The sequence below is a fragment of the Paenibacillus sp. FSL L8-0470 genome, assembly GCF_038008625.1.
Lineage (GTDB): Bacteria > Bacillota > Bacilli > Paenibacillales > Paenibacillaceae > Paenibacillus_AQ.
The window spans coordinates 243,760-264,671 of record NZ_JBBOZM010000001.1 but is presented as its reverse complement, the minus strand read 5'-3'; the positions used below and the strand labels follow the sequence as shown (position 1 = coordinate 264,671).

At 50.1% G+C, this 20,912-nt stretch carries 14 protein-coding genes and 2 pseudogenes; 7 read left to right on the top strand and 9 right to left on the bottom strand.

Features of this window, described 5'->3' with window-relative positions:
• Positions 1-5: 5 nt before the first annotated feature.
• From NST99_RS01285 to NST99_RS01270, 4 genes are all read right to left on the bottom strand, one after another.
• Positions 6-728 (bottom strand): protein-glutamine gamma-glutamyltransferase, encoded by a 723-nt coding sequence (locus tag NST99_RS01285; RefSeq protein ID WP_341089237.1) that lies wholly within the window; start codon positions 726-728, stop codon positions 6-8.
• Between the two features lie 109 nt (positions 729-837).
• Positions 838-2,106, bottom strand: a complete 1,269-nt coding sequence (locus NST99_RS01280) for a PucR family transcriptional regulator (RefSeq protein WP_341089236.1) — start codon at positions 2,104-2,106, stop codon at positions 838-840.
• A 180-nt stretch (positions 2,107-2,286) separates the two neighbouring features.
• On the bottom strand, positions 2,287-3,420 hold the full coding sequence (gene ald / locus NST99_RS01275) for an alanine dehydrogenase (RefSeq protein ID WP_341089235.1): 1,134 nt from the start codon (positions 3,418-3,420) through the stop codon (positions 2,287-2,289).
• A 315-nt stretch (positions 3,421-3,735) separates the two neighbouring features.
• A complete protein-coding gene (locus tag NST99_RS01270) occupies positions 3,736-4,962 on the bottom strand; it encodes a Zn-dependent hydrolase (RefSeq protein WP_341089233.1) in 1,227 nt (408 codons plus the stop codon).
• A gap of 215 nt (positions 4,963-5,177) precedes the next feature.
• On the opposite strand from NST99_RS01270, the gene NST99_RS01265 reads away from it, so the two are divergent.
• Positions 5,178-6,053 carry an aldose 1-epimerase family protein gene (locus tag NST99_RS01265; RefSeq protein WP_341089232.1) on the top strand — a complete coding sequence of 292 codons (876 nt, stop codon included), beginning with the start codon at positions 5,178-5,180 and terminating at the stop codon, positions 6,051-6,053.
• A gap of 141 nt (positions 6,054-6,194) precedes the next feature.
• On the opposite strand, the gene NST99_RS33615 is transcribed toward NST99_RS01265, so the two are convergent.
• The 3 genes and pseudogenes from NST99_RS33615 to NST99_RS01260 all read right to left on the bottom strand — a co-directional run.
• Positions 6,195-6,872, bottom strand: coding sequence for an S-layer homology domain-containing protein (locus NST99_RS33615; RefSeq protein ID WP_445745011.1), 678 nt, complete (start codon positions 6,870-6,872; stop codon positions 6,195-6,197).
• A 745-nt stretch (positions 6,873-7,617) separates the two neighbouring features.
• Positions 7,618-7,944: pseudogene (locus tag NST99_RS33610) on the bottom strand (hypothetical protein); the annotation flags it as partial.
• 191 nt (positions 7,945-8,135) lie between these two features.
• Positions 8,136-12,290 (bottom strand): annotated as a pseudogene (locus NST99_RS01260) (cadherin-like beta sandwich domain-containing protein); the annotation flags it as partial.
• A 572-nt stretch (positions 12,291-12,862) separates the two neighbouring features.
• Here NST99_RS01260 and NST99_RS01255 point away from each other — a divergent pair.
• The 5 genes from NST99_RS01255 to NST99_RS01235 all read left to right on the top strand — a co-directional run bounded on the left by NST99_RS01255 (position 12,863) and on the right by NST99_RS01235 (position 17,809).
• Entirely contained in the window at positions 12,863-13,798 is a 936-nt protein-coding gene (locus NST99_RS01255; protein ID WP_341089231.1) for a glycosyltransferase family A protein, read from the top strand.
• A gap of 30 nt (positions 13,799-13,828) precedes the next feature.
• On the top strand, positions 13,829-14,884 hold the full coding sequence (locus NST99_RS01250; protein WP_341089230.1) for a glycosyltransferase family 2 protein: 1,056 nt from the start codon (positions 13,829-13,831) through the stop codon (positions 14,882-14,884).
• Positions 14,881-16,023 (top strand): polysaccharide pyruvyl transferase family protein, encoded by a 1,143-nt coding sequence (locus tag NST99_RS01245; protein WP_341089229.1) that lies wholly within the window; start codon positions 14,881-14,883, stop codon positions 16,021-16,023. The genes NST99_RS01250 and NST99_RS01245 overlap by 4 nt, the downstream gene beginning before the upstream one ends.
• Entirely contained in the window at positions 16,013-17,548 is a 1,536-nt protein-coding gene (locus tag NST99_RS01240; protein ID WP_341089228.1) for a lipopolysaccharide biosynthesis protein, read from the top strand. Before NST99_RS01245 ends, NST99_RS01240 begins: the two co-directional genes overlap by 11 nt.
• A 90-nt stretch (positions 17,549-17,638) precedes the next feature.
• The gene (locus tag NST99_RS01235) at positions 17,639-17,809 is read left to right on the top strand and encodes a hypothetical protein (protein WP_341089227.1); all 171 of its coding nucleotides are present in this window, start codon (positions 17,639-17,641) and stop codon (positions 17,807-17,809) included.
• Between the two features lie 194 nt (positions 17,810-18,003).
• Here the strand turns inward: NST99_RS01235 and NST99_RS01230 are convergent, their stop codons facing one another.
• The gene (locus tag NST99_RS01230) at positions 18,004-18,162 is read right to left on the bottom strand and encodes a hypothetical protein (protein WP_341089225.1); all 159 of its coding nucleotides are present in this window, start codon (positions 18,160-18,162) and stop codon (positions 18,004-18,006) included.
• A 41-nt stretch (positions 18,163-18,203) separates the two neighbouring features.
• Between NST99_RS01230 and NST99_RS01225 the strand changes: the two genes are divergently transcribed.
• Positions 18,204-19,520, top strand: a complete 1,317-nt coding sequence (locus NST99_RS01225; RefSeq protein WP_341089223.1) for a glycosyltransferase family 2 protein — start codon at positions 18,204-18,206, stop codon at positions 19,518-19,520.
• Positions 19,521-19,674: 154 nt separating this feature from the next.
• On the opposite strand, the gene NST99_RS01220 is transcribed toward NST99_RS01225, so the two are convergent.
• Positions 19,675-20,766, bottom strand: a complete 1,092-nt coding sequence (locus NST99_RS01220) for a threonine aldolase family protein (RefSeq protein WP_341089222.1) — start codon at positions 20,764-20,766, stop codon at positions 19,675-19,677.
• Positions 20,767-20,912: the final 146 nt, after the last annotated feature.

Sequence of the window (20,912 nt, the reverse complement as noted above, 5' to 3'; positions counted from 1 at the left end):
TCCGGCTATTTATAAATATAGGATTTCACACCTATCCTGGAAAAAATGGTGTTTCTGGCACCCTTGTTCTCCGGCGTAGGGACAGCCGCCCTCATCGCTAATCCACTAATATAGGCAAAGTTGGGATGCAGCGCCTCGTCGGTAAAATAAGCAGAAGTCCGGCTTCCCGGCACTCTGTGCCGGTTGAGTGCGGCAATCATTTGCGCCGAGCTTTTGATGCCCAGCCCATGCCCGTAGTAGCGGTCATCCCCAAGCATGATCGCATTCTCCCCCTGCCATTCCGGCTTATCCGGGTTATGGTCGGGATTCTTGAAATAGACCACATCTCCTGGCAGCATATCAGACTTCTCGAAGGTAGTAATCATCTGCAGATTGCTGTCATAATTCCAGTCCCACAGGAAGATGTCTCCGAAATGCCGGTCAAAGGCGGCGTCCCCGATCGCCCCGATCGTCGCTTTATAAAGAATCATCACCATAGCCATCGCGCATTCGAATGCATAGAGAGATCCGTTCTCAAAAATATCATTGATTGCCGCCGAGGGTGCGGCACCTTCCTTCAACTGAAATCCGCCGTTGTCCGTACGGGTCCAATACCTTGGATTGCAGCGGGAGTTCTTAAAGTTGGAAAATTCAGTTCCGCCGGCATTCATGGATTCCGCCGCCGCGATAATTCCCGCCCGCATGCTCCGTTCAAACGACGGATCCCCGGGTCCATATCCAATCCCCATTCTGCTCTGCCCCTTTCATCTTAAGTTCACAAAATATAGGTTATTGTACGTGTCGGGACTTCGGTTGGTGCAGAGCAGCTGAAATTTATCGAGATAAACTTCAGGCGCTTTATTCGGAGCTGCCGGCTTCCTCCAGAAACCAGCGGTTCACCCGTGCGGTCTCTTCGGTCAGGATATCCAGATAGATGGAGGTCCGGTAATCGGTCTCCTTGAGGCTTTTGCCCGTAATCTCGGCGATCCGGTTCAGCCGGTACATTAATGTGTTGGTATGGATATGCAGAAATGCGGCGGACGCCTTCAAATTGCCGTTGAACGACAAGTAGACGGTGATCGTTTTCAGAAAATCGCTTTTGTGTTCACGGTCATGCTCCTTCAGCGGATACAGCAGTGCGCTTCGGCGGGTCATGCTGCGTTTCTGCTCCATAATGGCCGGAATATACGCCCAGAAGCCGATTTCCTCATACAGCAGCAGCTCGCGGGCATGATAGGGCAGCAGCTTTTTAAGCTCCAGAATGGACAGGGCCTCCCGGTAGGCGACAGCAGCAAGGGTATACTCCCGGTATCCCGGACTGCAGCCTGCCGCTAGCGTACAGCTTTCGCTTTTGCCCATATCGCGGATCAGCTTGTGCACGAATGAAGCCAGCCTCTCTGTCCCTTCTACCGGAAAAAGAAACGAAAACAAAATAATCAGCCGGTTCTGCTCCGACGTCAATAACAGCAGGCGCTGCCCGGCATAGGTGTCCATCATCTGGCGAAACCTCAACAGAAAATGCCCGTCGATCACCCGGTTGCTCTCCAGCACGCCGATATAGTAGCTTTCCGGCAACAGGATCGCCCCGTTCTCCGCTTCCTGACGGATGCGCGGCTCATTTTCATAATGCGAGGTCAGCAGCTTCCAGAAGAAATCTTCATGTGTCTTGTCCTGCTTCATCTTCCATCCGCGCTGCTTCAGCAGATAACGCCCGGCGATGCCGGCGGCCTTCTCCACAATGCTCTCCGCATGGCCTGAGGCCAGATTGCCCCGGTCCACAACCCAGATATAACCGAGGATTTCCTGCTGGTGTCTGATGCACATGGCAAGCCGGGGCCCCAGCCCAACCTCCATAACCGCCGGAATGCGGATTGGATGTGCGGCGTTCTCCAGCTGATGCATTACGCCCTTTTTTCGAAGGCCAATAATGACTGTATTCGGAACACGTTTGCCGATGATGGTGGAGATGCGGGCCGGGTCGCTTTCAAACTCATGGGAGCTGTAGCCGATGACATGGTGGTTGCTGTCTTCAATCGTTACCTGGGACTGAAGGGACTCGCTGAGGGTATCCGCCAGGGATTCCATGCTGTCAAAAAAACGGTCAAATATTGGCTCTGACTCTGTCATATTCCCACCCCAACCTGAAGAATAGCCGAATTTGCGCTATAGAGTGATTACATTATAGTACTCCGAGCAGCGGCTGACTATAGGATGATGAAAGAAAACCTAACATGTCCCAACAAAAACAGCCCGGTAATTTCACCGGACTGCTTAAGATTGACCTTTTGCTCTTTTTTCGGTTCTATATTAGATCAGAGTGAACTTTTGTTCTAATGCTTTCTCTACCGTGAAGTACTCTTCCCCGAGTGCTTCCGCTACAGCCTGGCAGGTGATCTTTCCATTGGCCACGTTGACACCGCTCTTCAGACCGGCATCGTCCTCAATCGCCTGGAATACCCCTTTATTGGCAATTTGCAGCGCATAAGGAACTGTAACATTGGTTAATGCAATCGTTGAGGTTTTGGCTACAGCGCCCGGCATATTCGCTACCGAATAGTGCAGTACACCATATTTCTCAAATACCGGATTATCATGTGTGGTGACCCGGTCGATGGTTTCAACGATACCGCCCTGGTCAATCGCCACGTCAACAATGACCGAGCCCGGCTTCATCGACTTAACCATTTCTTCAGTGACCAGCTTCGGAGCTTTCGCACCCGGGATCAGCACTGCACCAACCAGCAAATCCGCTTCAGCAACCGCCTTGGCAATGTTGTAAGGATTGGAGATTAGCGTATTAATCTGTGCGCCGAAGATATCGTCCAGCTGGCGGAGTCTGTCTGCGCTGAGGTCAACAATCGTCACTTCCGCGCCCAGGCCAATCGCCATTTTGGCTGCATTTGTGCCGACTACCCCACCGCCGATAATGCTGACCTTGCCTCTGCTGACGCCGGGAACACCTGAGAGCAGAATGCCTTGTCCGCCGTAGTTCTTTTGCAGAAATTGTGCCCCGAGCTGCACAGACATCCGTCCGGCCACTTCACTCATTGGCGTAAGCAGCGGCAAGGTACGCTCATGGACAACTGTCTCATAGCCGATGGCGAAGACGCCTCTTTCTTTCAATGCGGCGGCGAGGGACGGTTCCGGGGCAAGGTGCAGATAGGTGAAAAGGATGAGACCCGGGCGGAAGTAGCCATATTCGCTTTCCAGCGGTTCTTTCACCTTCATCACCATTTCGGCGTCTGCCCATACGGCAGAAGCTTCGGCGATCAGCTCCGCTCCGGCGGAAGCATAGTCTTCATTCAGAAATCCGCTGCCTGCTCCGGCTCCGGCTTCCACCAGTACTTTATGTCCTTCGGCTACCAGGCTGACTACTCCGGCAGGGGTAATGGCTACGCGGTTCTCATTGTTTTTGATCTCTTTGGGTACACCAATAATCATCGTTAATCGCTCCCGTCTTATGTGTTTCTCTTATGTAAAGAATTATAACATGTGATTTCTCGAGACAATTTGGTGAAAAATAAAAACTTTATCTGCCATGATTGTGTTTTTACACAATGAAGGTGATGGACATCCGTTGATCATTTTACCAAAGCATTGGTGTATATAGCAAACCAGTGAATCCCGCGCACAAAAAAAGACACCAGCTCAGGTGTCTTTCGTACTGAATTATTTTGTTAAGAAGATGGGTAACATGCCGGTCATAGGAAGGATTTAAGAGAAAATCATATCTAATGTTATGTTTAATAACATGAGTTACTTAGATAATACAGCCAGTACCGTTTCCAGTACAACATTCACCCCTTTTTCGCAATCTTCATAGGAAGTAAGTTCTTCTTCACAGTGGCTTTTCCCGTTCACGCTGGGCACAAAAATCATTGCCGATGGCAGAAACCCGGCCACAAACTGCGCGTCATGCCCCGCTCCGCTGGCCATCTTTTTACTGCTGTAACCCAGTCTCGATGCTGCCTGCTGAGTCAAAGCACAGATCTCCGGATCGAACCACACAGTATCGCGGCCCCACAGCTTGGTCTTGGACACCGAACACTCCAGCAGCTCTTCGGGCAGGCCGCCTATGATATGCTCAACTTCACGTACAATATCCATATCCTTATGTCTAGCCTCGACGGTAAAAATCACCTTATTAGGAATCACCGTATGAATATTAGGCAGCACGTTCATTCTGCCCATCGTATAAACTAACTCCGAATCCAGCACACCCAGCTTGCTCCGCAGCTCTGCAATCAGGCCGGTGGCGGCAAACAAGGCATCCTTGCGCATATCCATCGGCGTAGTTCCGGCGTGATCCGATTCACCCGTCACTTCAATCTCATAGCAGGCCATGCCTACGACACAGTCAACCAGGCCAATGGCGAGATTTTCTCGCTCCAGCACAGGTCCCTGCTCGATATGCAGCTCCAGATATGCAGTTGCTTCCTTGATCCGGTTCGCAGCCTCTCCCGCATAGCCGCTCGCTTCCAATGCCTCTCCAAAGGTCGTCCCTTCCGGGTCCTTTTTCTTCAGCATTTCCGTCTTGCCGAACTTCCCGGACAATACGCCGGACGCCATCATCGAAGGCTCGAAGCGCGCACCCTCCTCATTGGTGAAATTCATCACCGTCACCGGCAGCCGGGGCTTGATGTCATGGTCAACCAGAGTGCGTACCACTTCCAGGCCGGCTATGACGCCAAGCACACCATCGAAGCGTCCGCCCTTCTTGACAGTGTCCAGATGTGAGCCAATCACCACAGGCGGCCCTGCTTCCGTTCCTGCAAGCGTGGCGTACATGTTGCCCATATCATCCACTTTGACCGGCATACCCAGCTCTTCACAACACGCAGCGAAGTAATTCCGCACCTTCACATCCTGCTCCGACAACGACAACCGGGTAACTCCGTTATTGTCCGTACGCCCAAAATCGGCAAAGGCCTCAATCGTATTCTTCAATCTCTCACCGTTCACGAATATTTGCTTAAGCTGCATGGGCCTATCCCTCCATTTTGAACGCATACTTATACAGATACATTGCTTTCTATATATGTTATACCATTGCGTCAGATTGTCATTTTACACACTGTAATAATTATTTTTCTGAATTGTTCACGATGTGTTACAACGCCGCTAAGGAAGTCTGTTAAAATATGAGCTGTCAGCAAGGAAGACGGGCTGGCCAACCATTGTGAAAGGGGAGTAATTTTATGAACACCATTTTGCGCAGCGGCTCAGCACAGGCTGAGATCAGCACCCTCGGAGCGGAGCTTGTCAGCTTCACCAGAAAAGACACAGGCACTGAATATATATGGAGCGGCGATGCCGCCTATTGGACAGGCCGTTCTCCAGTGTTGTTCCCGATTATCGGCGCTGTCCGTAACGGAGAGATCAAGGTTGGTGGACAAGCGTATAAGCTTGCCAATCACGGCTTTGCCAGACGCAGCGAATTTACAGTCGTTGAAGCGGACGAGTCCCGTGCGGTCTTCCTTCTCACCAGCAGCGAGCATACCCTGTCCAGCTATCCGTTTAAGTTCAACCTGTATATTACATATACGCTGAACGATAGCACTCTTAAGCTGGATTACCGGGTGGAGAACATTGACGGAGGGAACATTTGCTTCCAGCTCGGCACGCATCCTGCATTTAACTGCCCGCTGGATGAGAACGGAAGCTTCAGCGACTATGTGCTCGAGTTCTCCGAGTCCGAAAACCTCGACCGGGAGTTCCTGAATGACGGCGGACTTCGGATCAGCGGTAAATCGGAGCCTGTGCTGAGGGAAGAGCGCAGCCTTCCATTATCCCATGAAATGTTCAAGGACGGCGCGCTTATTTTCCAGAATGTAACCTCCCGGCAGATCTCGCTGAAAAGCAGACTTACCGGAAAAAGCGTTGCTGTATCCTTCGAAGGCTTCCCGGATCTCGGCATCTGGCAGCCGCTGAATGCACCTTTTGTCTGCATCGAGCCTTGGCAGGGATTCGCAGACAGCGATGTCTTCGAGGGCGAGCTTTCGGAAAAAGAAGGTATTATCACCCTGTCGCCAGGAGAACATTTCGCCAGCTCACTGACGATAGAAATTAATTAATACCTGCATGCTTCATAACAGCTTTCCGTATTTCCAGCGAGAAATAGAAGGATATTTTATAGCGTGAAGCATATAAATTTTTAAAAAAAGAAGGCCGTTAGCCCACTGATGGGCTACGGCCTTCTTCGTACTTATATGCTTTTATTGACTAAGCGTTTCTCCACCTTCAATCCGCACTGTGAACGTGTGGTTATTGGAAGCTTCCTCAATTTCAGCATAAGCCCAGTGTGTCGTTGGGACGTCGGGCCAGCTTGGTGTGGTGACACCATATAACGGTCCGCGTCCGAACAGTCGATTGACAACCTTTACAGCTTCAGCGCGTGTCAGGCTACCGGTTGGACGGTACGTACCGTCCTTATAGCCGTTAAGGATGCCGGCCTTGCTTGCGGCCTCAATTTCTCTGGCGGCCCAGTGGCTAGCCGTATCCTTGAACCCGCCGGATGTAATAGCCGCAGTATCCAGCTTCTTATATCTCGATGCAACGGCCGCTATCTCTCCGCGGCTGATAGGAGCATCCGGGAGGAACAGGCCTTTATCGTTACCCTGCATCAACCCTGCCTCCTTGACGAATTGAATCGCCCCCTTCGCCCAGTGACTATCCTTCACATCCGGGTAAGTGGAAGCAGCTGGCGCAGCGGATGCGTCATAGCCAAGGTTTCTCGCCAGAATCGCGGCCATTTCCGCACGGGTAATGGAATGGTTCGGCTTGAAGGTTCCATCTGTAAAGCCGTTGATGAAGGCTTTGTGTTGGTTCAGCTGCTGCTGTTGTTGCTGCTGCGCTGCCTCTGTTGCCGCCAAATACTGCTCCCAGCCTTCCATGTTCAGAATGGTGAAGGTACTGAATTTGTTCACCTCGAACTGTAAGCCAAGTTCGCCGGATTTGTAATCAACAACCTTCGCCTTCTTCAGTTCCTTATCGCCATCACTATGCTCGATAAAGATGACCAGATTGGACAGGAATTCTTCTCTTTCCGAGAGATTGGCTGGCAGCTGCACGTCACGCAGAGGGAGCGTTAATGTAACCGGTCTACTCTGCATATTGGTCTCGATCGTCATCGGACGGGCGACAACATCAATTTGTTTGTCAGCTGCGATTTCTCTGACAATCCGCTCGATTCTTGCCCGGTCTTCCACCTCTTTGCGCAACGTCTGGTCTTTAATCGGCACTACATGAAAATATAAATCTTCAGTGAAATTATCCAGTGATAATTGTGATATGAGAATTCTTACGTTCTCCGTGAAGATCTCCATGTTCACGTTGGAGCCGCCGAGCGTCTTAATCGCATCTTTAGGAACATTTACATTAATATCCGCAACCTGATCCTTCTCATCAGGGATCATAATCCGGGCCGTATTATCCAAGGATCCGGCAATTTTCCGGACAACCTCCTCCACCCGATCCGTGGTGAAGTTGACTACATCATGCAGGATTCCACTTGAATCCTGCGTGCGTTGGATAACCGTTTCAGCCAGCACTGAACCTTGACCCAGTTGTCCCGATTCTACCTTCACAGTTATCCGCTCTGTCGACGCTGTCGCAATTGGTGCGGCTGGTACCGCCGGTTCAGCTGTCGGCGTGGCCGGTGTCGGCGTAGCCGGTGTTGGCGTGGCCGGTGTTGGCGTGGCCGGTGTTGGCGTAGCCGGTGTCGGCGTGGCCGGTGTTGGCGTAGCCGGTGTCGGCGTAGCCGGTGTCGGCGTAGCCGGTGTCGGCGTAGCCGGTGTCGGCGTGGCCGGTGTTGGCGTAGCCGGTGTCGGCGTAGCCGGTGTCGGCGTGGCCGGTGTCGGCGTAGCCGGTGTCGGCGTAGCCGGTGTCGGCGTGGCCGGTGTTGGCGTAGCCGGTGTCGGCGTGGCCGGTGTCGGCGTGGCCGGTGTTGGCGTAGCCGGTGTCGGCGTGGCCGGTGTTGGCGTAGCCGGTGTCGGCGTGGCCGGTGTTGGCGTGGCCGTCGGTTCTGCCGTTGGCGTAGCCGTCGGCTCTGCTGTTGGCGTCGCTGTCGGTTCTGCCGTTGGCGTCGCTGTCGGTTCTGCCGTTGGCGTTGCTGTTGGCGTTGGTGTAGCTACAGGCTGGGCCTTAATAACTTTAACTGTGTATATCTTTACAGTCCCATCCTCAGCAGTGACCTGAATATCAAATACGTTGTCCCCTTCAATCAGATGATCTAGAGAGGCCCCGTCTCTTCCAGTGATTTGGCTTTTCGCCTTTCCATCAGCCACTATCGGACTCAAGACGATGGAGTTCACATCATTTCCTACCTCTACCGTATAATCGGAAACGGCAGGATCAAAGGCCGGGTCCAAAGCTCCGACATCTACACCGATACTCCCCAAAGTAGCATCGGACGAACGTGATTGTCGGGTGATTTCCACCTTGTACACAGTTTCTGTCTTTCCATCCTGAGCTGTAACCTTCAGGTTTACGATGTTCAGCCCTTCCACCAGCGAAATAGGCATCGGACTATCTGCCGTAACACCATTTACGGTTATCCGTGCATCCATGTCCCCTTTGGCAGCATCCAGTTCAACCCGATCCACTTCATAGGGTACCGGCAAGAAGTACTTGAAGACTTCTGCGGAGAACTGGGGATTCAGAGCTTCTGTTCCTCTTGCAGAGCTGACGGTCAAATCAGTAAGAGAGGAATCCTTTGGCAGAACGGCACGATTCACAGTAACGGAATAGGTTTTTTTAGTGCTGGCATCACCAGCCGTAACCTCTACTGTAATTTGATTCGTGCCCTCATCCAGTGCTACGCGGTCGCCTGTTACGCCGGTAGAGGTTCCATTCTTCTTTAAGATGTAGGTTGCCAGCTCATTATTAGTCCTAATTAAAAAATCGGCGTCGCTTACATTGTTGTCCACATTGACCGAATAATCACTGATGCCTGCCTGGAAAACCGGTGTTAATTCGCCGGGGAAAATCGTCATATTCAGCAGAGTTGCATCTTTACTTGGATTTCGCACCAGATTAATGGTGTATACCTGCATGCTTCCGTCTTGAGCTGTGACCTTAACTTCAATAACATTCAAGCCTGTGGTCAGAGGCACAGCGTTCAGGTCTTCGATCCAAACCCCATTCACAAATACAGAGGTGCTTGCATTTGCATCATCAACAACTGCACTTAGCTTAGCTACAGAAACTTCGTCCTCGACCGTGCCGCTATAATTGAAAGTACCCGGAATGGATGTAAGGGTAATCGCATTATCCGTTAAGTCAGTCATCGTCAACTCGAGCAAATTCGCATTCGACGAAGCTGCACGGACGATAGTTACCGTGTATTCCTTGGTAGTAACTTTATCAGCCGCTGTAACAACTACTGTAACTACATTTCCTCCTACCCCCAAAGGAATAGGCACTCCTCCTGCCGACTCCAGCCCATTGATGGTATAGGTTGCCTGTTCATCACTTGTAGTTGCTGCAACTGCCATGCTGGTAACATTGTTCGGCACATACTCATAATAGGTCGAGGTTCCGCGGTCGAAACCTCCAGATAATGTTGTGCCGGACAAAGTGATATTGGTCAAATCCGCATCGGAGGAAGCTTCACGGACAATCGTCAATACATAATTTTTTGACGTTATCCCATCCTGAGCCTTGACCAAAATATTGAATTCGTTGACACCAACCCGTAGATTTACCAGTCTTGGCTGAGCATTCGCCGCTACATTCCCACTCAGGCTGATCTCTGCGTTTGCATCCTCAGGAGTAGGAGTAATCGTAAGCTGAGAGACACTGTTAGCCACGGTCACACCATACCCGGTTTGATTTTTGTCAAAAGAAGGATCGACTCCTCCTTCTGAAAGGACCAAACTGGACAGATCGGCATTGGAAGAAGCCTTTCTGATAATATTTACAAGGGTTGTTTTTACACGGACACCGCTCTGTGAAGTAACCACGATCTCAACCGTGTTCAGACCCACATTTAAGTTCTTAGTATAAGCAGTATCATCAATATGAATATTGCCGTCCACTACGAGGCTTGCCGCAGCATCCAGAAGCTTCGGAGTAAGCTCCAGCGAGGATACCTCATTAGCAACCTCAACCGAATATCCCGTTTCGTTGTTATTAAAGACAGGCGACAACGTTCCCGAAGAGACGGTCAAACCCGAAAGATCTGCCACATCCGAAGGTGCACGCAGAATAACCAGACTGTAAGACTTCTTCGTCACTCCATCCTGTGCCGTTACCTCGATCAAGTACTTGTTATTTCCTGCTGCAAGACCCGTAATGAGAAAAGGTGTACCGCTCGGGTGATCCACGCCATTCACCTTAATGCTTGCACCGAATGCGGCTGCCGGAGTGAATTCCGCAGTCGTTACTGCGTTTGCGACTTCCATTGCGTAGTCCGCCTGATTGGTATTGAAGACTGGCGAAGGTCCGCCCGGGGAAGCGGTCAGATTAGTCAGAGAAGCATCCCCCAACAGCTTTCTCACAATCACAACCTCATAGGTTTTCTTTGTTTTTCCGTCCTCTGACGTTACTACAACGGAAATCAGATTCTTCCCGTAGGCCAAGCTGACATTCCCAGTAGCATCAACAGATTCCGTAGAACCAATAGCTCCACCGTTTAATGTCGCTGTAGAGAACAGATTCGACTTTTTCAGTTCCACTTTAACCGAACTTACATCATTTTCGACGGTAGCGGTATAGTTGGACGTATTACTGCTGTAGCTTGGGGACAGCGCAATAGCTTGCCCGCCGCTGGACAAAGCCAGTCCATTCACTGCAGCCAGATTGGCATCATTTCCTGGATAACGGATGATATCAAGCTGATATTCCTTGAAATTAGATGAGAATTTATCGGCTACCTTAATCTTTATGGGCTTATATACACCCACAATCAGGCCGCTGACAGTAAACGTAGGGTAGGAGCCTGCTACCGTCACGCCAGATCCATTGTCTGCGTACGCTGTTACATTTACATCAGCAGGATTCACCGCTCCTACATTTATATCGATACTGTTGTTCGGACTGCTTCCGCTTTTGTTGGGAACATGCACTTTATTGTAGATAATCCCCCGGTTAAAAGCAGGTGCCATCACACCCACAGAGGGCGAAATGAATTTAAGATCAAATTTCCCGGCCACAACACTCAATAAAAAGCTGCTGTTACTTGAAGTAATTCCATCGTTTACTGTGACTTTGATGGTGGAGGCGCCTGTCATGTTTGCTGCCGGAGTAAGATGGATACTTCTTTCCGGGCCTTCCCCTGAAAAGGTGATATTGCCATTCGTCAAAAGGGCCGTATTCGACGAGGTCGCAGAAAGCGTCAGCATGTCGCCGTCATCCACATCAGTCAGTTTAAACGGCTTAGATACAGGAGTGTTCACCGGTGTTACCACGTTGGTGTTGAACCCTGTGTCGGACTGCCATCTGCCACTTACAATGCTGCCATTTCTTGCTCCCGTGGAGGAATCCTTGGCGACCGCTCCATCACTTGGATTATTGAATTTGTAGTTGGCCATCAGACCCGCTTCAGCTCCGCTCAGACTGGTGCTCATCTGACTTTCAATCTCCGCCTGGGTCTTTGCCTTATTCCATATCCGGTAGTCTCTCATGCCCCCCGTATAATTGGCATCCTGGGACCATGTACTCTCACCTATAAAGTTATAAGCTCTCGGCAGATTGGAGTTCTGCGCCTTGGCTTTAGCCATGTCCGTCAGATCCATAAATCCGCTGCCTTTCAGAATTCCATTCCAGTAAATATAGGCCTTTTTCTCCACATGATTATATACGGCGGCCACATGAACCCATTGATTCAAAGGCAATCGCTCCGTTGTCCTTACCAGGTAAGCTTTAACTCTGGTACCCTTTTGCGGCAACGCTTCAAGTGCTATTCTCCCTGTATTTCCTTCAAAGGTAAAATGCAAATTAAAATTATCAGGACCATAAGAGGTATCAAAGATACGCCCCCATGATGGAGCACTGCTGGCATTCACCCACGTTTCAATCGTTAGGGAATTAGCATATATGTCCAGATCGGGAAGGGTTACGTATCCCTTACCGTCAAAATCAAGGTAATCATTGCCCCCAGACTCGGAAATATAAGGAGTATCGTTAACAGGCAGGACTTTGATCTGCGCGGTTTCCTCAAATTCCCCAAAAGCCGATTCTTTTCCTGTATAGGCCTCATTCACATTTACATAGTTAGGAGGATTTCCGCCGGATTCCGCTGGAATCAACCAGTCGCGATACTTGATGCCTACAGTTCCATTCCAATCCTTCTTCGGAACAAACCGGATCATTACACCGCTGCCTAACACAACCATGTTGCCCGGACCAGGAGCTACAATCGACAGCCATACGCCCGAGTTGTTTTTGTACTGCCATTGCCCGTTGGTGTTATCCACCTCAGTGATGCCAACTCCGCTTTGATTTAAATCTGAAATGTTTTTCCCCGCAGGTTCCAGCGTGTCCTCGAGAATGGTATCCAGCGGTATTGAAGTCTGTGCCTGAGCAACATAGGGTATACCGTAAAAATTGCTAATGATCAGAATGACAACCAAAGCCATGATCAAGTGTTTTGATCCTCTTTTTATTCCCACAAATTCAGCCCCACTTTTCTAAGATGTCCTTGCTATTCAACTATGTCTGGTCTGCCCTCCCTGGCTTAGTCTGGAAAATGCTTATAATCTAATTATCGGAATTTTAGATAGCGCTGATTATGTCGAATTTATAGAATTTATTGTTAAATTCAAAAAAATTGTTACTGCTCCATGGCGGCCAATAAGTAAACTAAAGTAGTATATACAACCTTTCTCTGCCAATAGTAAGCTTAAGTTAGCTTATAATCCCAAGATTATTATGATTAATATAGATGGGAGAATCGGATAAGGGAGTGGAGTATATGCAAGGATTGTCAGTGGCTATCTGCACGAGGAACCGGGTACAGGACCTGACACGGTGCATTCATTCTATAACTAAACAAAGCATAGGCCGGACGTATCCTATAGAGGTCATTATCATTGATGACGGAGAGATTCCCGAAGGAACCCTTAAGGGGTTCGAAGCCTTATTGGCCGGTTGCGGTTATCCCCTTTTGTACCACAGCAAAACTGAGCGGGGATTATGGCTGTCCCGAATCAAGGCGGTGGAGCTGTCTACCATGGACAAGATCCTCTTCCTTGATGACGACGTCGAAATCCCCGATCATTATCTGGCCACTTTAATCCAAACCTACCTCGACCATCCGGACTGCGCAGGTGTCGGCGGGGTCGCCATCGGGATGCGCAACAGCTTCCTCGGCACGATCCGCTGTCTGCTCTCCTTCCAGCAATCTCTATCGAGCGGCAAGCTTTCCTTAAGCGGCCAGGCCGGCTCCATGTACAATTGGCATAAGGCACGGAAGATCTTCAAGACAGAGTTCCAGCACGGCTGCAACATGTCCTTCAAGAAAGAGGCCATTCAAGACATCAAACCCGTCCCCTGGCTCCAAAGCTACAGCGTCGGTGAAGACATTCTTATGTCCCGTATCGCGCAAGGTTCCGGCCCCCTTTATATCAATCCCGAACTTAAACTTCTGCATCATGAGTCCCCGGCCTCCAGAGACAATCTTGAGAATGTAGCTTATATGAGAGTGCTGAACCATGTGCATTTGCTCAAGGATAAACGTTCGGGACCTGTCGGTTATCTCGCCCTGGTCTGGACGACGCTCTATCTGATTTTGCGGGAACAGCCCAAGAAGAATACAGCTGCCATCAGCGGCTACAAAAAAGGGCTGAGAGAAATATTCTCCAGGCAAACCGCCGGTTAATCCATCAAACCTCAGGAAGGGAGTGGCCGCATGAGTGTGAGTATTGTAGTGCCCATGTACAATTTAGAACGTTATTTAACACCTCTGCTGCTCTCACTCCTGGAACAAAGCGGGAAGAGGTTCGAGCTGATTATGGTCGATGACGGCTCAACAGACCGGACGTATGAGGTGGCCGCTGACTTCCTGGAGCAGCATCCTGATCTACGTTCGAAGCTGATCCGCACTCCTAATTCTGGAGTGAGCGCTGCAAGAAACACCGGTTTGGCTTCAGCTACAGGAGATTATGTGCTGTTCCTGGACGGAGACGATTATGCCGACGTCAACCTCACGCTGAGTATCGAGGGCGCCACACGGACCACGGGTCCGGATGTGGTCTGCTGGGGCTACAACCTCGTCCGGGAGGATCAGTCGACAATTGTAAGCTTCACTTCCGGTCAGTCCGACACTACGGGAAGCGAGGCGCTGCAGAATATTTTTGTACACAAAAGCCTGAGAATCTGGACCGGAAGCATTGCCTTCAAGCGGAGCTTTCTCCTGGAGAACGACATCCGTTACACAGAGCGCTGTGTGAACGGAGAGGATCAGGAATTTATCTATAAAGCCTTATCCAGAGCGTCCCGGGTGATCTCGATCCCCGACGTATTATCCTATTATGTGCAAAGGACGTCATCCATTACAGGCACATATAATGTGAACAAATTCGATGTTGTCGATGCCTTCAAGCGGGTGGATGAATACTTCAAAGCCCATCCCTTCAGCGAGGCCAGCACCATCTCAGAGCTCCTCTTGACCCGGGAGATGACGGAGAACTACTTTTACAATCTCAAGACCTGCCTGAACGGCACTTCGGGAATCCGCATGCGTGACCTGCTTCATGACATTGAGAAGACCTACCCTCATTTGAACGAAGAGATGCTGCTCATTATGAAACGCTACAGCGGGGATGACAGACAGCTCGCTTTTAGAATCAAAGCCTTCTTAATTTCCCCGGCTTTATATGCGCGGTTGATCCACATGGACAGAAGCTGGCTCCAGTTCAAACATAAGCTCAAAACCATGATCACCAGAAAGGAAATTAAGATATGAAGAAGATGATGGTAAGCGCATATACAGAATTCAATTTGGGCGATGATTTGTTTATCAAGGTACTCTGCGAACGGTATCCGGATACCCGTTTTATGATCATTGCTCCCCGTTTATATAAGCTGGTATTCAAGGACATCAAGAACCTCAAGGTCTATGCTTCGGACTCCGTCCTGTTCCGGGGAATTAATTATGTCTTCCGAAAATTAAAGCTGCATAACAACTTTCTGCAGAGATTTCTGGGTGATCAGTCAGATGGAACCGTGCATATCGGCGGGTCTATTTTTATGCAGGGAGAACACTGGGCGGAATATGTGGCGAACGCGGAAGCCATGCGCAACAAGAGCAAGCCGTATTATTTGATGGGCGCCAACTTCGGTCCCTTTACGGATGATGAGTATTACCAGGTGCACCGGCGGATATTCCCGGAATATACTGACGTCTCTTTCAGAGAGCAATACTCCTATGATTTATTTAAGGATTTGGGCAATGTCCGAATGGCTCCGGATATTATCTTCCAGCTGAAATATAAGGCAAACGAAACCTCATCCGGACACAAACCTCCAGCGGGCCAAACGATTGCGATTTCGGTGATTAAGCCGTCGTCCAAGAACTTAAGCAGTTTTGACAACCTCTATTATGAAAAAATGAAAGATGTTGCAGTCTATTTCATCAAGCAGGGTTATGCCGTGCATTTCATGTCATTTTGCCAGCATGAAGGCGACCAGGAAGCCATTGGGCAAATTCTCGGTCTGATTCCGGCAGAATTTCAGGAGCAGACCCATGTTCACCTCTATAAAACAAACATAGATGACATCCTCGCCGCGCTGGCAGGTGCCAGCTGTATTGTCGCTTCCAGGTTCCATGCGATGATTCTCGGCTGGGTGTTTGACAAGCCTGTCTTCCCGGTGGCCTACAGCAGCAAGATGGTCAATGTCATGCAGGATGCCTATTTTACCGGAAAATACACCGATTTCGCCCATTTGTCCGAGCTTACACCGGAAGAGGTGTATGACAGTATGGCCACTAACCGGCTTGACGTGACGTTACAGGCAAATCAGGCAGAAAAGCATTTTGAACAATTGGACGCTTATCTGTCACCGGCACCGTTTATGGAAGGGAGAAGAAGCTATGAAAGCTAAACGGAGCCTGCTGAACCTCGGCTTTGGCCTTACCAGCCAGGTGATCACAATTATTCTCGGCTTCTTCATTCCAAGACTGATTATGGTCAACTACGGCTCCGAAGCCAATGGTCTCATTGCATCCATCGTGCAGATCATCAGTTACTTCGCCCTGCTTGAAGCCGGGGTCGGTGCAGCTTCGCTGCAGGCTCTGTATAAGCCGATAGCCAGCAATGACCGGGGTCATATCAATTCGATTCTCGCGGCAACCTCACGCTATTATAAAAAAACGGGAATGTACTATTTTATCTCCGTCGTATTGCTTGCAGTCATTTATCCGCTGGTCATCCACTCGGAGATCAACAAAGTGAGCATCATGGCGATTATTTTATTCTCGGGTCTGGGCGGGGCCATCAACTATTACTTCCAGGGCAAATTCAGAATTCTGCTGATCGCCGAGGGCAAAAGCTATGTGGAGACGTCCATCGTCACCATCGCAAATATTCTGAACAATGTCGTTCGGATCATCCTGCTGCTGCAGGGTGTGAACATCATTGCCGTGCAGGCTTCCTTCTTCGTGCTCACCCTGCTGCAGATCGTCGCTTTCTATTTCTATTCGAAGAAATATTATAAGTGGATCGACCTCAGCCACAAGCCGGATTTTGCAGCCATTGGCCAGAAAAACTCGGTTATGGTGCATGAGATTTCCTATCTCATCTTCCGCAATACCGACGTGTTGATTCTGACTATATTTACGAACCTGAAGATCGTCAGCATCTATGTGATGTACAACATGATCTTCACCATTGTCGACAACATCGTTCAGACCGTCAACGGAAGTATAAAGGCCGCCTTGGGGCAGAGCTACCATGAGGGCAAAGAGGCTTTCGTGAAGTTCTATGATGCTTACGAGGTCTATTTCATGGGCCTCATCTTTGCCATTCTGACCGTTGTCTATATCATCATCCTGCCGTTCATGAAACTGTACACGGCCGGCGTCAACGATGTGAACTATATTAATACCTGGCTGCCGGTTCTATTCGTGGTGATTAAATTGTTGACCAATGCCCGCACCACCTCCAACAATATCATCACGATTGCCGGACATTTCAGAAACACCCAGTTTCGCTCTATTATGGAGTCGGCGATCAATCTGGGGGCTTCGATCATTTTCGTCATCTTCTTCGGAATTTATGGCGTGCTGATGGGCACCATCGCCGCGCTGCTGTACCGTTCCATTGATATTGTTGTCTATGCCAGCCGGGTATTGCTGGAGCGCAGTCCATGGATCACTTTCCGCAGATGGCTGACCAACGTTGCGGTCTTCGCTGCCATCGTTTTTGTCACCACCAAGCTCGACCTCAGCATCACCTCATACACCGGTGTGATTCTCTGGGCCGTGCTGCTCGGCATCATCACTCTGCCCATCTATTTCCTGGTCGGATCGCTGATGGAACGCGAGGTATTCCTCTATACCTGGGGTTATCTCAAAGGCTTCCGTACGAAGCTCAAGCTGAAGCGCAAGGTTACGGCCGGGCAGGCTTAATTAAGCGGCGCAGCGCGTATGAGATGTGTGGACGGGCGGGATGCGGGCGCGCGGATGCGGATGCGGGCACGCGGGATGCGGGTGCGCGGGATGCGAGTGCGCAGGATGCGGGATGCGAGTGCGCAGGATGCGGATGCGCGGATGCGGGCACGCGGGATGCGGGTGCGCGGGATGCGGGATGCGAGTGCGCGGGATGCGGATGCGCGGATGCGGACACGCGGGATGCGGGAGTTGCGTAAGATGAGGGGGCTGACTTACTAAATGCCTAAGCCTTAGCTGCATTTCGTACAACTAAAACTTGGTATTTTGGGGCCGATACTGAAATAATTGTATTCTGTACACTTAAATAGAGTCAAACTAAGTAAAATGAACCCAATTGCCATTTATAACTGTATACAATGCACTTATTACTCAAAAATCGCTGTTTAGGCTCCATATAGTTGCACTAAATACACTTATACAACTTGCCGCGCTGCAGAGTCATTTCTCAGTTCGATTCTTGTAACAAAACCAAGGGTATGCTTCCACAGCGACTTTGCACGAAGTACATCAATGAAGCAGATGCTCACAAAACCAAGCGTATGCTTCCGCAGCGAGTTTTGCACGAAGTACATCAAGGAAGCAGGAGCTAACAAAACTTTGAGGAGGGCTGAATATGGATCACAGCGAGGAATTGCAACAGGCCGGCTACCGATTACTCCATCAGCTCCATGACGATATTCAGCATTTCTCCGCCGAAGAGCTATCACGCGAAGCCATTGTACGCCGGGGTCGGGAGATTAGCAGCAAGGAAAGCGCACCTGCGATCCAGGAACATCTGGCAACCTTGACTGAAGTGATCGAGGCTTATTTGGCGGGGAGAGCGTCTGAGGATGCGCTGGAGTACTATTTATTGCGCCAATTTCATATTGAATTGAATACGATTGAGGGACTGCTTACGCAGCTTGCCAGACTCAGCAGCGGAGCCGGGGAAACAGAGAGCCTGCTGCCTGAATCCGCCGATCCTGCTGCTTATCCGAAGGTCAGCGTTATTATCACTACTTATAATAGAAAAGACTTCCTGCATCAGGCGATTCAGAGTATTCTCCGGCAGGATTATCCCAATAAAGAAATTACCGTCATTGACGACTGTTCCAGTGATGGCACGGGCGAGATGATGCACACGAATTTTGGCGGTGACCCGCGTGTCATCTTCATGCAGAATGAAACTAACAGCGGGCCGGGGAATAACCGGCGTAAGGCTTTTGCCGCTCATGGAGATGGTGAATATATTCTGTTCCTCGATGATGACGACTATCTGATTGATTCCAGTTATTTAAGCAGAGCTGTGAATTTTCACCTGGCGCATCCTGAGGTATCATTTGTGGCCGCAAACGTATTTCTGGAATACTCCAAAAGCCGGAAGCTCACGATCTCCAGCCTGCAGCTGGCCAGCATTACCGGCAAGAAGGATTATTTCATGAATTTCGAGCAGAAGGGTTATCCCAAGCCTGCCTCTACACTAACCACAGTCTTCAAACGCGAAGCGCTGATGAGCATGGACATCCTGAACATGAACATGGTCAACGATGCCTCGATTTACCTGCGTGCCCTGCTGATCGGCGATGCCGGGTTCATCGATGGTTTGGCCGGGGTGTACCGGATTCATGGCAATAACATCACCTTTCATCTCAGCCAGTCGTTCCTGATTGAGAACCTGGAGGAGAAGCGGCTTATCCGCAATATGGCGATTGAACGCTACGGCTACAATAAGCAGGAAATGAACGAGTGGTTCAACCACAATGTGTATGACACGATCTCTTATTACCTGATGAATTCGGCCAAAAGTCATACCGACTTCAAGTTCATGTACAGCTGGGCCAGCAGCCATTCCCCCAAGGCTTACAGCCAGCTGAAACGCCAGTTCCGCACCAAGCTGATGAAAAAACAGCTGCTGCGGGTATCCTTCGTTCGCTCACTGCTCAACCGGTAACTTCGACTGCGCCCATACCAATGTAGTAACCAGGCACCTTGCGGGGTGTCTTTTTTTCGTGTAACCAATACCCTTTATAGATTGTCAAAAGCAAACTATTGCAGGACAAAAAAACAGCACCCTCCTTCATCGGGAGGATGCCATTTGAAGCTTGTTACGCTTGCTTTATCAGCTGATCCAGCAGCTTAACCGCTGCGCCAAGCTCTGCTTTGGGGATACTGCCATAACGGGCACCGATATGCATCTCAAAAAAGCAGGAGGCTTCCCCTGTTTCCCTCAGCGATGCAGTCAGCCCCACTCCGGTTTGCTCGTACACTGTAACCAGTATCGGCTCAAGCTGCTCCTTGGCTATGGCAAAATGGACATGGAACATGTTCGAGACCGGCTGCTGCGGAAGCGTGGACATCTTATGGCAGCCGCCCAACAAAGCGGCAAGCTCCTTGGCCTCCTCATAGTATTGTCCCATCTTACCGGCTCTCTGCCGGTAATAATAGCGGGCCGGGACAATGTACGGGTAAAGGCTGACCAAATCGCCGCCATGCCGCCGTTTCCAAATCTTCGATTCCTCTGTAAACTCCCTGCTACCCGCGAGAATGGCACCTGCGATACCGCCAATCCCTTTATAGAAGGAGATATATACGCTGTCAAACAGACTGCATACCTCAGCCGCCGTCTTCCCGTAATACGGCAGCACCTCAAACAATCTCGCGCCATCAAGATGCAGAATAATGCCCTGCCCGCGGCAATAGGCGGAGATGGCTTCAAGCTCTGCATACTCGGGCAGCTGACCGCCGATTTCGCGCTGCGGCAGCTCCAGCAGCAGACAAGCAATGTCCCTTCCGATGTTCTTCACATCATCCAGTGTAATTAAGCTGTCCTTATCCGCAAGAAGCAGCGGCTCGATATGATGCAGCTCTTTAAGCCCGTCCTGCTCATGAATTTCCAGATGGCATAAAGGATGATACGCTACCGTCTTCATCCCTTTGCGGCCACACCAGATTCTTAGAGCAATTTGCTGGGCCATGGTCCCGCTGGGGAAAAAGACCGCCGTCTCCTTCCCGAGAACATCCGCCATTTCGGCCTGGAAATCCTCAATCAGCCTGCCTCCTCCGTAAATATCGCTGTCCGTATGTCCATCCACGCCGGCAAAGGCCTCTTTCAATACTTCAATGTCGCGTTTCCCGTGTCCGGCCAACTTCATAGCCGTGGCGTTAAAGGCTTCAAGCAGTGATTTCGTCTCACTCATCCCGGTAAATTCCCCCTTCATTTATGCCAGCATCTGCATCAAATATCTTAAATTATATCATTTCAGGCCAAAACTCCTGATTTTTTTGAATGTTCACGTTTTATTCCCGGTACCGAGGTGAAATAAATTGACCGCTGTGCTACAAT